Origin of the sequence: Bradyrhizobium lablabi, assembly GCF_018131005.1 — a bacterium.
Taxonomy (GTDB): Bacteria; Pseudomonadota; Alphaproteobacteria; order Rhizobiales; family Xanthobacteraceae; genus Bradyrhizobium; species Bradyrhizobium lablabi_D.
Genome location: NZ_JAFCJK010000001.1, coordinates 465,656 through 481,343, shown reverse-complemented (window position 1 = coordinate 481,343; position 15,688 = coordinate 465,656). Strand labels below are relative to the sequence as shown.

Annotated in this window: 14 protein-coding genes; 7 read left to right on the top strand and 7 right to left on the bottom strand. The window is 63.4% G+C overall.

What is annotated here, in order from left to right:
• The first annotated feature begins 57 nt into the window (after nt 1-57).
• Both JQ553_RS02250 and JQ553_RS02245 read left to right on the top strand, forming a co-directional pair.
• The gene (locus JQ553_RS02250; protein ID WP_212498251.1) at nt 58-603 is read left to right on the top strand and encodes a hypothetical protein; all 546 of its coding nucleotides are present in this window, start codon (nt 58-60) and stop codon (nt 601-603) included.
• A gap of 186 nt (nt 604-789) precedes the next feature.
• Nucleotides 790-1,158, top strand: a complete 369-nt coding sequence (locus JQ553_RS02245) for a hypothetical protein (RefSeq protein WP_212498250.1) — start codon at nt 790-792, stop codon at nt 1,156-1,158.
• 86 nt (nt 1,159-1,244) lie between these two features.
• On the opposite strand, the gene JQ553_RS02240 is transcribed toward JQ553_RS02245, so the two are convergent.
• Nucleotides 1,245-2,246, bottom strand: coding sequence for an MBL fold metallo-hydrolase (locus tag JQ553_RS02240; RefSeq protein WP_212498249.1), 1,002 nt, complete (start codon nt 2,244-2,246; stop codon nt 1,245-1,247).
• 152 nt (nt 2,247-2,398) lie between these two features.
• On the bottom strand, nt 2,399-3,439 hold the full coding sequence (gtdA, locus tag JQ553_RS02235) for a gentisate 1,2-dioxygenase (RefSeq protein ID WP_212498248.1): 1,041 nt from the start codon (nt 3,437-3,439) through the stop codon (nt 2,399-2,401).
• A gap of 106 nt (nt 3,440-3,545) precedes the next feature.
• Here gtdA and maiA point away from each other — a divergent pair, with 106 nt between their 5' ends.
• Genes maiA through JQ553_RS02220 form a run of 3 tightly spaced genes read left to right on the top strand, consistent with a single transcriptional unit; the run spans nt 3,546 to nt 5,873 of the window.
• On the top strand, nt 3,546-4,178 hold the full coding sequence (maiA, locus tag JQ553_RS02230; protein WP_212498247.1) for a maleylacetoacetate isomerase: 633 nt from the start codon (nt 3,546-3,548) through the stop codon (nt 4,176-4,178).
• Between the two features lie 19 nt (nt 4,179-4,197).
• Nucleotides 4,198-4,680, top strand: a complete 483-nt coding sequence (locus JQ553_RS02225; RefSeq protein WP_409363031.1) for a MarR family winged helix-turn-helix transcriptional regulator — start codon at nt 4,198-4,200, stop codon at nt 4,678-4,680.
• Nucleotides 4,680-5,873, top strand: a complete 1,194-nt coding sequence (locus JQ553_RS02220) for a 3-hydroxybenzoate 6-monooxygenase (RefSeq protein ID WP_212498245.1) — start codon at nt 4,680-4,682, stop codon at nt 5,871-5,873. The genes JQ553_RS02225 and JQ553_RS02220 overlap by 1 nt, the downstream gene beginning before the upstream one ends.
• A gap of 36 nt (nt 5,874-5,909) precedes the next feature.
• Here the strand turns inward: JQ553_RS02220 and JQ553_RS02215 are convergent, their stop codons facing one another.
• The 4 genes from JQ553_RS02215 to JQ553_RS02200 all read right to left on the bottom strand — a co-directional run bounded on the left by JQ553_RS02215 (nt 5,910) and on the right by JQ553_RS02200 (nt 9,820).
• Complete coding sequence (locus JQ553_RS02215) at nt 5,910-7,520, bottom strand: benzoate-CoA ligase family protein (RefSeq protein WP_212498244.1); 1,611 nt, start codon at nt 7,518-7,520, stop codon at nt 5,910-5,912.
• Nucleotides 7,517-8,647, bottom strand: coding sequence for an FAD-dependent monooxygenase (locus tag JQ553_RS02210; RefSeq protein ID WP_212498243.1), 1,131 nt, complete (start codon nt 8,645-8,647; stop codon nt 7,517-7,519). Before JQ553_RS02210 ends, JQ553_RS02215 begins: the two co-directional genes overlap by 4 nt.
• Nucleotides 8,648-8,765: 118 nt before the next feature.
• Nucleotides 8,766-8,987 (bottom strand): cysteine rich repeat-containing protein, encoded by a 222-nt coding sequence (locus tag JQ553_RS02205; RefSeq protein ID WP_212498242.1) that lies wholly within the window; start codon nt 8,985-8,987, stop codon nt 8,766-8,768.
• Between the two features lie 35 nt (nt 8,988-9,022).
• On the bottom strand, nt 9,023-9,820 hold the full coding sequence (locus JQ553_RS02200) for a cysteine rich repeat-containing protein (protein ID WP_212498241.1): 798 nt from the start codon (nt 9,818-9,820) through the stop codon (nt 9,023-9,025).
• A gap of 206 nt (nt 9,821-10,026) precedes the next feature.
• On the opposite strand from JQ553_RS02200, the gene JQ553_RS02195 reads away from it, so the two are divergent.
• On the top strand, nt 10,027-11,229 hold the full coding sequence (locus JQ553_RS02195) for an efflux RND transporter periplasmic adaptor subunit (RefSeq protein ID WP_212498240.1): 1,203 nt from the start codon (nt 10,027-10,029) through the stop codon (nt 11,227-11,229).
• A 9-nt stretch (nt 11,230-11,238) separates the two neighbouring features.
• Complete coding sequence (locus JQ553_RS02190) at nt 11,239-14,406, top strand: efflux RND transporter permease subunit (RefSeq protein WP_212498239.1); 3,168 nt, start codon at nt 11,239-11,241, stop codon at nt 14,404-14,406.
• Between the two features lie 173 nt (nt 14,407-14,579).
• Here JQ553_RS02190 and JQ553_RS02185 read toward each other — a convergent pair whose 3' ends face one another.
• Complete coding sequence (locus tag JQ553_RS02185; protein WP_212498238.1) at nt 14,580-15,581, bottom strand: NADP-dependent oxidoreductase; 1,002 nt, start codon at nt 15,579-15,581, stop codon at nt 14,580-14,582.
• Nucleotides 15,582-15,688: the final 107 nt, after the last annotated feature.

Below are 15,688 nucleotides of genomic sequence, written 5' to 3'. Positions count from 1 at the left end.
TCAGGGTAGATTCCGCTGGTCCTTATGGAGCGCACGCTTTGGTCGGGAGATCGGACAATGGCCGGAGATCACTTCGCCCGCTTGAGGGAAAAGGGCATTACAGAAGCAAGGCGACTATTCTGGATATTCATCTATCTATGGGTTCTGCTCGCTCTGTTTGCGCTTCACAAATCGATCGTTTTGGATGAACCCGATCCATTCTACCATCAGGGCTTTGTTGTCATAAATGCTTTGGTGCTGGCGAAGATCATGTTTGTCGCAGAGGCCTTACACGTGGCCGACAATCTGAAGCGCAAGCCCTTGATCTACCCGATGGTTTACAAGTCCGCGGTATTTTCGCTGATACTGATTTCTTTCCACGTGCTTGAGGAGGTCCTGACAGGAATGTGGCACGGGAAGACAGTCGCCGAAACCGCCACCGCTTTGGGCGGAGGAGGTCTAATGGAAATATCTGTCTTCGGCGTGATCATGTTCGTCGTGTTGATGCCGTTCTTCGCACTGAGAGAGGTCGGCAGAGATATTGGCGACGATAAATTGTTCGAGCAATTCTTTGTGCGAAGAACCAGATACATAGATTCGGAATTGGCAGGGAAGAGCCCATGATCATCGCGTTCATATCAATCGCGCCCTGGTCGACCTTTTGATCCGCATGCAGATGACCGGCCCGGCGAAACTAACGCCAAACGCTGGCCGCCGGTTATGGGCCGGGCAGCGTTTGCTGGCTTGTAAAGCCGCTAAAGGACGCGCAGTCTTGTCGGCGCGGTACCTCCCGGGAGTCTGGGCCTGAAAATGCTCTCGATCGCGCGGCACGAAATCATGATTCGGAACGGACTTTATCTCGCAGAGACAACGTTTCTGGACGGCGTGGACGCCTACAACCGGCACATCATGATGCTGCGTGAGGGCACGATGCGCGGGGGCGGAGGATTTTATTATACCATCGGAAGCTACACTTGCTCTGGCGGCAAGTGGAAAGGTGAAATGACGAGCCGGGAGCATTCGCCTATTTCGGCTACGTATCCATGGGCACGAAAAGTTCTCACCATTGGATTTACCGGAATCTATTGGAATGACGGTGCCGAGTTCGAAGCCACCGCACTGGCCGGCAAGCAATCCTTTCGCTTCAAATCTGTCTACCGGTTGCTCTTCGCAGATTGAAAAAGTTGAACACGGACACTCACGGCTACTTCTCCGGCGTCTATAGCGTTTTCGAGCGAAGTGGACGCCGGTTTCAGGATCATGCTTTAGTCGCCGATGCTGGCCTTGGTCGCGAGCGCGCATTCGCCGAGGACAGTGAGGAAGCGCTGCACCGCGTCCTGGCCGACCACGAAGGGATTGGGTTCGCCTGCCTTGCGTTCTCTTAGCAGCGCCATCTTCTTCACCGCGTCGTCGAAACCGACATGGTTGGAAAGAAAGATGTCGGTGTTCTCCGTCTTCATGACTTCTCGATATCTGGCCGTGGTGTCGTAATAGAGCTGCAGTCGGTCCGGCAGCGGACCGAAATTATGGGCCGTACCGCCCCAGGCGACCGCGCGGTGCGCAGCACCTTGGTCGTGCGCCGTGAACACGGTCGCGAGCGTGCCGAGCGTGTGGCCGGGGATCACGTAGAGTTTGACCGTGGTGTTGCCGAGCGTGATGGTGTCGCCGTCATTGACAGCCATGTCCCGTTTCGGGGGTGCGCTGAACAGCGGGTTGCGCTTGGTGCCGAACAGCGGATCGCGCTGTGCTTCCTCCTCGGCCTTCCAGTCGATCTCGCTCATTACGATTCGCGGATTGAACTTCTCTTTCAGGTAACCGGCGCCGCCGTCATGGTCGCCATGGGCGTGACTGACGATGACATATCTGATGTCAGCCGGGTTGAGTCCGAGCTTGCGCAGGCCGCCGGCGATGTAGCTTTCAGCCTCGTCGGAATTATCGAGGGAGTCGATGATGATAAGACCGGCCGAGGTCTTCAGCGCCCAAGCCGTCGACCATCTTGTGCCGAGGAAATAGAGTTCGTCCATCACCTGCATCGGCTCGAGCGGCGGATCCTTCACCGCCGCCCTGTAATTGTCCATGAAGCTCGGCCCCGGTGTTGGGGTCGCCGTCTTGCACAGGGCAAGCGGCCCGAGCAGGTCGGATTTCGCGGCGGCGGTCGCGGCCGCGATGTGCTGCTCGACCGCGGCGGGATCGGCCTTCTGGGCGTTGGCGGTGGAGAGGCTCAGCGCAAGGGTGATGGTGGCGAAGACGGCCGTCTGATGGTTCATGGGAAGCCCCTGGTGTTTCCGCGTCACGGCGGCGATCAAGCGGCGTCGCTTCCGCTTGTCTATGTTCCGGCCATCGACGTTTTTGTTATTGCCGAGAGCATGCAGGGGTGGATGCCCGGGTCAAGCCCGGGCATGTCGGGGCTGCTATTCGCTTACGCGTTGCCGCGATCCTCGCGGAAAAGGTCGAGCTTCTGCTGCACCGGGCGGTCGGAGAAGGAGAACAGCACGGAGTCGGCGTCGGCCTCGTGTGTTACCCAGTGCCAGCTTGGCACGACGAACAGGTCGCGCGGCCCCCATTCGAAAGTCTGTTCACCGATCCTGGTGAGGCCCTTGCCTTCGATCGCGGCGAACACTGTGGCATCCGTCGAGCGATAGCGTGCGGTCTTGAAGCCCTTCGGCAGGAGCTGGATGAACGTGCCGATGGTCGGCATTGCGAAGTCGCCGGTCTCGGGGTTGGAGAATTTCAGCTTCAGTCCGTGGCAGGCATCCCACTCGTCGCGGACCTTGGCGTGCTCGAGCGCCTCACGGGTGTATTCGTAGGGGTAGTTGAAGATCGGCGAGGTCTTCGATGTCCGCTTCTGGTCAATCGGCAGCAGGTTGTGGCCATATCGCGCGAAGCTGTCGCCGGCCGGCTTTGAAATCTTCTGCTGGTCTTCCTTGGAGCCTTCCGCAAAGGAGCAGTCGAAGAACTGCACCATCGGGATGTCGAGACCATCGAGCCAGAACATCGGCTCCGCGGTCTCGTTGGAATGGTCGTGCCATGTCATCGACGGCGTGATGACGAAGTCGCCCGGCGACATCGCAGTGCGCTCGCCGTCGACGGCGGTATAGGCGCCCTTGCCCTCGAGCACGAAGCGCAGCGCCGATTGGGCGTGGCGGTGAGCTGGCGCGATGTCGCCCGGCACCACCATCTGGACGCCGGCAAACAGCGAAGTGGTGATCCTGGATTGGCCGCGCAGGCCTGGATTTTCCAGCACCAGCACGCGGCGCTCGGCTTCCTTGGCCGTGATCAGCTTGCCGGCCTCGTTCATGTAGTCGCGGATCTGGTCAAACTTCCACAAATGCGGGCGGCAGGCGCTCTTCGGCTCCGGCGTGATCAGGTCGTTCATCACGTTCCACAGCGCCGAGAGATTTTCGCCATCGATCTTCTTGTAGAACGCCTCGCGTTCCGGGGTCTTCTGCACGGCTTCCATGGGCCAGGCCTCCCGTCGTTTTCGTTGATGATTGACAGCATACTGACAATGTGGGTAGCGTCAACGCCACCAACAAGCGAAACAAGAAAATTGCGGGGAGGTTCCGATGAAGCTGCATGGCTATTTCCGCAGCAGCGCATCCTACCGGGTCCGGATCGCCCTCAACCTGAAGGGCCTGACCACCGAGCACCTGCCGCATCATTTGCGCAAGGGTGAGCAATGCGCGCCTGCGTATCTCGCGATCAATCCGCAGGGGCTGGTGCCGACGCTGGAGAATGATGCGGGCGGGATCCTCACCCAATCGCTCGCAATCATCGAATGGCTGGACGAGACCTATCCCGACCCCCCGCTGATGCCGCGGGACCGGCTACGCCGCGCCAGGATTCGCGCGTTCGCGCAGGCGATCGCCTGCGACACCCATCCGGTGCAAAACCTCAAGGTACTGGCGCGGCTGCGTCAACTTGGCTTGCCCGAGGAGAAGGTGACGGAGTGGGCGGCCTGGGCCAATCGCGAGGGATTATCGGCCTGCGAGGCGCTGATATCTGAAGAGGCCGGGCCGTTCTGCTTTGGCGAGGTGCCGACGCTAGCCGACCTCTGCCTTGTCCCACAGCTCGCCAATGCGCGGCGCTTCGGCGTCGATGTCTCGGCTTATCCGCGTCTTCTGAAAGCCGAGGCGGCTGCCAAGGCCGTGCAGGCGTTCGCCGATGCCGCCCCGGACAAGCAGCCCGATGCCGAATAGCAAGCCCTTACCCGTCACCATGGACGCGGTCTATACCGCACCCGGCTATCTGTTCCGGCGGATGCAGCAGATCGCAGTCGCGCTGTTCGTCGAGGAATGCAGGGCGTTTGACCTGACGCCCGTGCAATATGCCGCCATGGTCGCGATCTCGACCCACCCCGGTATCGACGCGACGCGGCTCTCCGCCGTGATCGCATTCGACCGCTCCACGCTCGGCAACGTGATCGAGAGGCTGGAGGCCAAGGGCTTCATCGAGCGCAAGCCGGCGCGCGAGGACAAGCGTGTCAAGCTGCTCCACCTCACCAGGGCGGGCGCTGCGATGCTGCGCGACATTGTTCCATCGGTCGACAAGGCGCAGGCGCGGATGCTGCAGCCGCTGAAGCCGGCCGACAGAAAGGCGCTGCTGACGCTGTTGGCCCAGCTCGTCGATCTCAACAACGAGGCGTCGCGCGTGCCGCTGCGCGCCGAGGACGCGCTAGAACATCTCGGGAAATCGGGCTGATGGCAGACACCAGACCGGTCCTGATCGCAGGTGGCGGCATCGGCGGCCTCGCCGTGGCGCTTGGTCTTGCGCAAAAAGGTATCCATTCAATCCTGCTGGAGAAAGCCTCCGCGCTCGGCGAGATCGGCGCCGGCATCCAGCTCGGCCCGAACGCCTTCCACGCGTTCGACTATCTCGGCGTCGGTGAGGCCGCGCGCGGTATGGCCGTCTATATCGACCGGCTCCGGCTGATGGATGCGCTGACGGCGGACGAGATCACCCATATCGATCTCGGCGACGCCTTCCGCGCCCGCTTCGGCAACCCTTATGCCGTCGTGCACCGCGGCGACCTGCATGGCGTGTTCCTGCGCGCCTGCCAGAACCACGAGCTGATCGAGCTGCGCGTGAGCAGCGAAGTTGTTGGCTACGATCAGGACGGCTCATCGGTGACGGCGAAGATCGCCGATGGCGAGCGCGTGACCGGGCGCTTGCTGGTCGGCGCCGACGGCCTGTGGTCGAACGTCCGCAAACAGGTCACATCAGACGGCCCGCCGCGAGTGTCCGGCCACACCACCTATCGTTCGGTGATCCCGACCGAGCAGATGCCGGAGGATCTGCGCTGGAACGCCGCGACGCTGTGGGCCGGCCCGAAATGCCACATCGTGCATTACCCGCTGTCGGGCTGGAAGGTATTCAACCTCGTCGTGACCTATCACAACGACGCGCCGGAGCCGGTCGCCGGCAAGCCGGTGTCCGATGCCGAGGTGATGCAGGGGTTCGTCCATGTTCACGAGCGCGCGCAGAACATCATTCGCCACGGCACCAACTGGCGGCTCTGGGTGCTCTGCGACCGCGATCCGAATGAGCGCTGGATCGACGGCCGCGTCGCGCTGCTCGGCGACGCCGCGCACCCGATGCTGCAGTATTTTGCGCAAGGCGCCTGCCAGGCGATGGAAGATGCCGTGTGCCTGTCGCACATGCTGGCCTGCCATGACGACCAGGTGGCCGCGCTCGAGGCCTATCGCGCGCATCGCTTTCCGCGCACCGCGCGGGTGCAATTGATGTCGCGCGCGATCGGCGAGCACATCTACCACCCCTCGGGCGAGCACGCCCGGATCCGCAACGCGATCATGAGCGCGAAGTCGCAGGAACAGTGGTGCGACGATATTGCGTGGCTCTATGGCGGCACGGGGTTGGACGCGATTGGGACCTAAGAGAAGCGAGCGGACACGGCAGCGATTCGCGGGCCGCTACATCCGCATCACCGCCTGGCGGTCGATCTTGCCCGTTCCGGTCTTCGGCAGCTCGTCGATGAACTTGACCTCGCGCGGATATTTGTAAGGCAACAGCTTTGCCTTGACGTAGTCCTGCAGCCGCCGTGTTGCTTCGCCTGCGTCGAAGCCACTCTCGTTCATCACCACCACGGCCTTCAACGTCATGCGGCGGTCCGGCAGCTCGGCGGCGTAGACGGCGCATTCGCGCACGTCGGGATGGTCGGCGAGGCAAAGCTCGACCTCGAGCGGATAGACCCACTGGCCAGAGATCTTGACCAGATCGTCGGCGCGTCCGCGAAAGAAATGGAAGCCGTCGCTGTCGCGCACGAAGCGGTCGCCGGTGTAGATCCAGCCCGCGTCGCGGACGGTCTCGGCGGTCTTGTCCGGCCGGTTCCAGTACAGTGGAGTCGCGGAATCGCCGCGCACCCACAGGATGCCTTCCTCGTTGTCGCCGACCTCGCGTCCGTCCTTGTCGCGCAGCATCAGCTCATAACCGGGGACGCGAAGGCCCGCGGCGCCGAGTTTTCTGCTGTCCTCGCGATTGCAGAGATAGATGTGCAGCACCTCGGTCGAGCCGAGGCCCTCGATGATCTCGAGCCCGGTCAGCGCCTTCCAGCCGTTGAACACGTCGGCCGATAGAACTTCGGCCGCCGAGACCGCCATCCGCAGTGAGGAGAAATCCGTGGCCTCAGCGCCTTCGGCGTTGGTCAGCGTCGTGTAGAGCGTCGGCAGGCCGAAGAATACGGTTGGACGATAGTCTTCGATCGCCGCGAAGATCGCCGCCGGCTTAGGCTGTCCGGGCAGCAACAGCGCGGCGGCGCCGGCCGCGAACGGGAAGGTGATCGAATTGCCGAAGCCATAGGCGAAGAAGATCTTGGGCACCGAGAAGCAGATGTCGTCGGGCCCGAGCTTCAGCACGCTGCGCGCGAAGGAGAGCTCGGTATAGGCCATGTCGTGCTGCAGATGCACGATGCCCTTGGGGCGGCCGGTCGAGCCCGACGAATACATCCAGAACGCCATCTCGTTGCGATGGGTGTCGGCCTCGTCCAGCTCACCGTCAAACGCGAGCAGCCATTCGTCGGCGATGCGAGCGTCGACTACGGCGTGGCCGCCGGGCGGACCATTGACCACGATCAGCGTGCGCAGCGGAGTGTCGTTGCAGGCCTCGGCAGTGAAGCGCTCGCAGAACTCGGCGTCGGCCACGGCGACCTGCGCGCCCGCATCCGACAGGTAGAACTGCAACAGGTCGGGCGGCGTCAGCGTGTTGATCAGGAGCGGCACGAAGCCGGCGCGCACCGCGCCAAAGAACGCCGCCGGATAGGCCGGCGTGTCGTCGAGAAACAGGAGGATGCGGTCGCCGCGCTTGAGCCCCAGCGATTTGAAGCCGTGTCCCCAGCGAGCGGCGTCCGCGCAGAGCTGGCGATAGGTGCTCGCGCCGGCCGGCCCGGTCAGCGCCACGCGCCCGGCGTTTCCGTTGCCAAGATTGTCGAACAGGATGCGGCTTGCATTGTAGCGCTCGGGAACGCCAAAGCCGATCTCGCGGGAGCCGGGATTGTCCGAAGGCACCTGGTCGGCGATCCCGGTCATGACTTGCCTTTCGCCGATTCGTAGCGGGTCATGAAGGCCGGCGACATCGCGCGCAGCCGCGCATCGTCGATCCGGCCGGACCGGGTGATGTAGCTGTAGGCGAAATCCATCAGGTCGAGTTTCATGTGGTCGGGGAAATGCTCGTACCAGCCGGCGCTGGTGCGCGCAGCGTCGACGAGCTTCTTCACGATCGGCTTGCGCTCGCTCTCGTAGCGCGCCAGCGCCGGTGCAATACCGGCTTCTGCTTCCAGTGCCTTCGTCAGAGCGATCGCGTCCTCGATCGCAAGGCGCGTGCCCGAACCGATCGAGAAATGCGCGGAGTGCAGCGCATCGCCGATCAGGACGATGCTGCCGCGCGACCAGCGCTCGTTCCAGACCCAGGGGAAATTCCGCCACACCGACTTGTTCGACACCAGCGCGTGGCCGTCGAGAGTGGCAGCGAATACATCCTCGCAGATCGCCTGCGATTGCTCGATGCTCTTGTCGGCGAAGCCGTAAGCCGCCCAGGTCGCCGCGTCGCACTCGACCAGGAAGGTGCTCATGTCCCTTGCATAGCGGTAGTGATGGGCATTGAAGCTGCCGAGCTTCGTCTTCACGAAGGTCTGCGACAGCGTGGCAAAGGTTTTGGTGGTGCCATACCAGGCAAACTTGTTGGTCGAGTGCGACACCGACGCGCCGAAATCAGTCTCGAAGCTGCGGCGGACCATCGAGTTCAGGCCGTCGGCCGCGACAATCAGGTCGTAACCTCTGAGCTCGCCGACTGATTGTACTGTCGTGTCGAAGCGAGGCATCACGCCGACGCTACGTGCGCGCTGCTGCAGGATCGTGAGCAGCTCCAGCCGGCCGATCGAGGAGAAGCCGACGCCGTCGATCTCGACGCTCTCGCCGCGCAGGTTCAGCGTGATGTTTTGCCAGCTCTCCATCTGCGGCGCGATGGCGTCGACCGTGTCGGGGTCGTCGGCGCGCAGGAAATCGAGCGCCTGCTCGGAGAACACCACGCCGAAGCCCCAGGTGGCGCCGGCCGAGTTCTGCTCGAACAGCTCGATCACGGCGTCCGGGTGACGCTTCTTCCAGAGATAGGCGAAATAGAGCCCGCCAGGCCCCCCGCCGATCACGGCGATGCGCAACGTCTGCCTCCCGGATTGACAGTACACTGATAATTTTGGGCGAGACTAATGTTCCTCCTGCTGAAACGCCAGAGGGAAAATGCCGCCATGAGGCCAAAACCGACCGCGTCGATCGCTTCTATTTCTTCTCTGCCGCCAGGAGCACTTTCTTGCAGGCGGGTGACAACCTGTCGATTTCCTTGGACAGGCAGGCGATGATGCGGCCGCCGCCCGGCGTCACGCTCTTGCAATATTTCTCGTAATCGCCCGTGCAGGCGTTACGTTGCGCGGCGGTCAGCTCCTGTGCAAAGCCAGCGGTCGATGCGCCAAGCAGTGCTGCGGTCACGATGATGCGCAACATGCGTTCCTCCTCCTCTTGATGTGGCGCCGGTCTGTTTATCGTGCCGCAAATGGTGCCAGCACGTCTTTGCAAGCCGGTGACAGTGAGCCGGCATTGGTCGCGAGGCACTGCATGATCCGGCCGCCGCCGGGCTGAACACCGCCGCAGAGAGAGCGGACATCGGCGCCGCAGGACGAGCGCAGCACGAGCAATTCTTCGCGCGGCCGCATCGGCCGCAACACGATCACGCTCGGCGCGGCCGCGGGGGCAGCCGCCGGCGCCGCCGCCGCTCCCGCCGGCGCGGCCGCAAGAGCGCCGCCGCCCGCCGCGGTAACGGCTTGTTCGCAGGCCGGTGAGAGCTTGCCCTTGTTCTTCTCCAGGCATTGCAGCGCCGGTGCGCCGCCGGTCGGGACTCCCGCGCACACTTTAGGATAATCGGACCGGCAAGCACTGCGGATCGTGGAAACCTGCGCGCTGGTCGGCGGCTTTGCCGCCGTCTTGGGCGCTGCCGTTTCAGCCGCCGGCTTTGCCGTCGCTGCTTCAGCCGCCGGCTTTGCCGTCGCCGCGGCCGGGGCGGATTCTGTCTTGGCCGCCGCCGGGGCTTCGACGGCGCGAACCGCGCCCGCACAGCCCGCGGACAGGCTCGACATATTCTTTTGCAGGCATTGCAGCGATGCTTCGCCGCCGGGCGGAACGCTGGAACAATGGGCCATGTAATCGTTGCGGCATTGCGACTTGATGGCGTCGCGTTGTGCCTCGGTTGGCGCCTGCGACAATGTCGGCGTCACGCTCGCGAGCAATACCGCCGCAAGCCACACCAATAGCCTTGCCGCACGTGTCAACGTCCTGATCATCTGACTGAACCTTTCTGTTATTGCCGGAAGCCGCCGCTTCGGCCGAACAGATTTTGAAAAAGCTTTTCGTTGTAACAACCTGAGCGGGCCGCATCATTTTCGCTTTCGAGTTCCACTGCAAGCAGATTGTTGTTATGCATGAGCCGCGCTAGTTTTCGCAGGATACGACGCCGCTTTCGAAAGCAGTTTGAAATCGAGGCCCGGAAATGAGGCATGCGCGCTCATCGGCATGTTCCACCCTGTGCAATATTGTCGGACTGCGAACCACCGCGCGTCAGCGCATCGTCTTCGCCGCATTCGCCTTCGTGAGCTTAAGTGCCTGCGAACAAAATAGTTTTGTTCCACCCCCGCCGCCGAAGGTCGATGTCGCGCTGCCAGTGCAACGGGCCGTCACGCGCTATCTGGACGCCACCGGCAATACCGCGCCGATCAAGAGCGTCGATCTGGTCGCGCGCGTGCAGGGTTTCCTGCAATCGATAGATTATCGGGACGGCACCGTCGTGAAGGAGGGGACGACGCTGTTCACGATCGAGCCGGACACTTACAAGCTGAAGCTCGAGCAGGCGCAGGCCGCGGAGGCCGGCGCGCGTGCGACGCTGAAGCAGGCCGAGACCGACTTCAAGCGGCAGGTCGACCTGGTGCAGCGGCAGGCTGTCTCACAGGCGACGCTCGATTCGTCTACGGCAACGCGCGACAACGCGCAGGCCAGTCTGCTGCAGGCCGAGGCCAATACCAGGTTGGCCGCGGTGAATTACGGTTATACCAATGTGGCAGCCCCGTTCGACGGCATCGTCAGCGCCCACCTCGTCTCGGTCGGCGAGCTTGTGGGCGTGGCATCGCCGACGCAACTCGCGACGATCGTGCAGCTCAATCCGATCTACGTGAATTTCAACGTCAGCGAACAGGACGTTCAGCGCATCCGCGACGAGGCGCGCAAGCGCGGCATGACGGCGAACGACCTCAAGCAGCTGCCGGTGGAGGTCGGCCTGCAGACCGAGGCAGGCTATCCGCACAAGGGCAATCTGGATTATGCCTCTCCGACGCTCAACCAATCGACCGGAACGCTCGCGGTGCGGGGCGTGCTGCCCAATCCCAATTACGTCCTGCTGCCGGGCTTTTTTGTCCGCGTCCGCGTGCCTTTCGATGAGGAGCAGAACGCTCTGCTCGTTCCCAATGTCGCGCTCGGCAGCGACCAGGCTGGGCGCTACCTTCTGGTCGTGAACAGCGAGAATGTGGTCGAGCAGCGCAAGGTGACGACCGGCCAGCTCGAAGGCGAACTGCGCGTCATCGAGAGCGGGTTGAAGCCGGACGACCGCGTCGTCACCGCCGGACTGTTGCGCGCGATCCCCGGTGAAAAGGTCGATCCGCAACTGCAAAAGAGCGAGGCGGCGGCAGTACCGGCCAAATAGGAACGCGCCATGATATCGAAATTCTTCATCGAGCGGCCGGTCCTTTCCAACGTCATCGCGATCCTGATGATCCTGATCGGCGGCGTGGCTCTGCTCAACCTCGCGGTCGCGCAATATCCCGACGTCGTGCCGCCGACCGTGCAGGTGACGACGCGTTATCCCGGCGCGTCGGCCAAGACCGTCGTCGACACCGTGGCGCTGCCGATCGAGCAGCAGGTCAACGGCGTCGAGGACATGCTCTACATGCAGTCCTATAGCGGCGCCGACGGCACCTACACGCTGACGGTGACGTTCAAGATCGGCACCGATCTCAACTTCGCGCAGGTGCTGGTGCAGAACCGCGTCTCCAGCGCGCTGTCGCAATTGCCGACGTCGGTGCAGAGCCAGGGCGTGACGGTCCAGAAGAGATCGACCTCGATCCTGCTGTTCGTGACGCTGACCTCGCCGAACAGGACCTACGACAGCCTGTTCCTGTCGAACTACGCGACCATCAACATCCGCGACGAGTTATCGCGACTGCCGGGCGTCGGCAACGTCACGGTGTTCGGCGCGGGGCAATATTCGATGCGCGTTTGGCTCGATCCGAACAAGCTGTATGCGCGTGGGCTGATGCCGCAGGACGTCATACAGGCGATCCAGCAACAGAGCCAGCAGGTCACCGCCGGCCAGGTTGGCGCTCCGCCGACGCCGCCAGGGCAGGCATTCCAGTATACGCTGAACGTCAACGGCCGGCTCGACGAGCCGGGCCAGTTCGAGAATATCATCGTCAAGACCGGCAATGTCGGCGATGTCACGCGCGTCCGCGACGTCGGCTGGGTGGAACTCGGCGCGCAGACCTACAGCCAGATCTTTTCGCTGAACCAGAAGCCTGCGACCGGCATCGGCGTGTTCCAGTCGCCCGGCGCCAACGCGCTCGAGGTTCAACGCGCCGTCGAGAGGAAGATGGCGGAACTCGCCAGGCAGTTCCCGCAGGACATCAGATACGACACGCCATTCGACACCACCAAATTCGTCAACGCCTCGATCGACGAGGTCTACAAGACGCTGATCGAGGCCGGCCTGCTGGTCCTCGTCGTGATTCTGGTGTTCCTGCAGGACTGGCGCGCGATGCTGGTGCCCGCGACCACGGTGCCGGTCACCATCATCGGCGCGTTTGCGGCGATGGCCGCGCTCGGCTTCACAATCAACCTGTCGACGCTGTTCGCAATCGTGCTCGCGATCGGCATCGTGGTCGACGACGCCATCGTCGTGGTCGAGGGCGCCGCGCATAATATCGAGCGCGGCATGTCCGGGCACGATGCCGCAATAAAGGCGATGGACGAATTGTTCGCGCCGATCGTCGGAATCACGCTGGTCCTGATCTCGGTGTTCCTGCCGGCCGCCTTCCTGCCAGGGCTCACGGGGCGGATGTATGCACAATTCGCGCTGGTGATCGCAGCGACTGCGCTGCTCAGTGCCATCAACGCCGCGACCCTGAAGCCGACACAGTGCGCATTGTGGCTGCGCCCCCCGGTGCCTCCCGAACAGCGGAATTTCTTCTACCGCGGTTTCAACGCAGTCTATGACCGCATCGAGCGCGGTTATGCGAGGCTGATCGGCAGCATCGCCGGACACGCCAAGACCTCGGTCCTCATCGCGTTGCTTCTGATTGGGCTCGCCGGCTACGGTCTGTCGCGCGTGCCCACCGGCTTCATCCCGATCGAGGACCAGGGCTATCTGCTGGCCGCCGTGCAATTGCCCGACGGCGCAGCGCTCGATCGCACTCAAAGCGTGCTCGATCGGGTGACCGAGATCGCGGCCAAAACGCCTGGCGTCGAGCAGGTGGTCTCGATCGCCGGTATCTCCGCGCTCGACAATTCGTCGAGCCTTGCCAATGCCGGCGTCGCCTATCTGATTCTCAAGGACTGGAGCGCGCGCGGACCCGGCGAGGATCTGCGCTCGCTGGTGTTCGGGCTCAACGACAAGCTCGCGGCGATCGACCAGGCGCGCATCCTCGTGATCCCGCCGCCGCCGATCCAGGGCATCGGCAACGCCGCCGGCTTTGCCATGCAGGTCGAGCTGCGTGACGGCAATGCCGATTATAACAAGCTGCAGGCGGTCACCGGCGCCGTCGTCGCCAATGCGCAGACGCAGAGCGCGCTGCAGCGCGTCTCGTCGTCGTTCCGTTCGCTGGTGCCGCAATATGACATCCAGGTCGATCGTATCAAGACACAGACCCTGCACGTCACCACCGACCAGATATTCTCGACGCTGTCGTCCTACGTAGGCGCGAGCTACGTCAACCAGTTCAACAAGTTCGGCCGCACCTTCCAGGTCTACACCCAGGCCGATGCGCAGTATCGGCTGACCCTGCGGGACATCGAGAACATGATGGTCCGCAACAGCAATGGCGACATGGTCCCGCTTGGCACGGTCGCCAAGATCACACCGTCGGTCGGCCCGTCGCTGATCAGCCTATACAATCTCTATCCGTCCGCGACCGTCATCGGCCTGCCGGCGGCGGGCTACAGCTCCGGCCAGTCGATGAGACTGATGGAGGAGATCGCCGCGAAAACCCTGCCGCCAGGCATGGGCTTTGATTGGACGGCGATGTCGTATCAGGAGAAGGAGGTCGGCGGGCAGATCTACTACGTGTTCGCCCTCGCGCTGCTCCTCGTCTATCTCGTGCTCGCAGGACAATATGAGAGCTGGTACGCGCCTATCTCCGTGATCCTGGCCGTGCCGCTGTCGCTGCTCGGCCCGACGCTGGTGCTGACGTCGCTGAGGATCGACAACAATCTCTACACCCAGATCGGCATCATCCTCCTGGTCGCGCTGTCAGCCAAGAACGCGATCCTGATCGTCGAGGTGGCGCTGGAGCGTCACCTGCGGGACGGCCGCACGGTGATGGAGTCCGCCATCGATGCGGCGCGCGCTCGCTTCCGGCCGATCCTGATGACGTCGTTCGCCTTCATTCTCGGGGTGCTGCCGCTGGTGATCGCGACCGGCGCCGGGGCCAACGCCCGCAAGTCGATCGGCATCACCGTGTTCTCCGGCATGATCGCCTCGACCTGCCTTGCCGTGCTGTTCGTGCCGGCCTTCTTCGTCGTGGTGCAGAGCTTTGAGAACTGGCGCAAGGCGAGGAAGGGCAAGACGGCGGAGCCACGTGCGGCGCAGGCGCCGGGCACGGTGCGTTAGACCGCGCGGACGATCTATCCCCGTTACCCAGAGGGGGCCGCGAAGCGGCCGTCCCGAAGGGCGAACGGTCCCCAGGCCGGGCCATGCATCCTTCGTGACGCGCGTTCCGCGCTCCTCCAGCGACAACGGAAGAGCCGTTGCGCGGGGATGACGGGACTAACAGCGCTTTCGCGTCACACCTTCACCATGCGCTTGCCGCGGTTCTCGCCGGCCAGGAGCCCGATCAGCGCCTTTGGCGTGTTCTCGAGCCCGTCGATCACGTCCTCCTGCACCTTCAACCTGCCTGAGGCGACCCAGGACTGCAGGTCGGCAAGCGCCGCGTCGCGCTGATCCATGTAGTCCATCACGATGAAGCCCTGCATGATGAGCCGCTTCACCACGATCAGGCCGGGCACGCCGCGCGGGCCGTGGGCGGAGGGGACGCCGTCATATTGCGAGATCGCGCCGCAGCAGGCAATGCGGCCGCGATTATTCATCTGCGCAAGGCACGCCTCGAGGATATCGCCGCCGACATTGTCGAAATAGACGTCGATGCCCTTGGGCGCTGCGGCGCGCAGCGCCTTGTAGGCGGCACCGTCCTTGTAGTCGACCGCGGCATCGAAGCCGAGCTCACCGGTCAGCCAGTGGCACTTGTCCTTGCCGCCGGCGATGCCGACGACATGGCAGCCCTTGATCTTTGCGATCTGCCCGACGATCGAGCCGACCGAGCCGGCGGCGGCCGAGACCACCACGGTCTCGCCCTCCTTCGGCTTGCCGACATGGAGCAGACCGAAATAGGCGGTCAGCCCCGCGATACCGTAGACGCTGAGCAGATGCGTCATCGGCTCGAGCTTCGGCATCCTGGAAAGGTGCTTGGCCGGCACCGCGGCATAGTCCTGCCAGCCGGTGTCGCCGAACACGAGGTCGCCGGCGCTCAGGCCGGGCGCCTTCGACGACACCACTTCGGCGATGCTGCCTCCGGCCATCACCGTGTTGGCTTCGACCGCGGCGCGATAGGTCGCACCGTGCATCCAGGCGCGGTTGGCGGCGTCGAGCGAGATGTAGCGCGTTCGCACCAGCGCCTCGCCGTCCTTCGGCTCGGGGATCGCGCCCTTGGTCAGTTTGAAATGTTCAGGGCCGAGCTTGTCGGTCGGCTTTTCCACAAGCAGGATCTGGCGATTGACGGTGTCGTTCATGGCGATCTCTCCCCTCGGCCGTGATCATTCACGATGCAATTTGACCGCGTCGTGCGCGCGCGGTTGCACACATTGTGCGCTGCGTGAACGGTAGTCCTCGTGCTGGC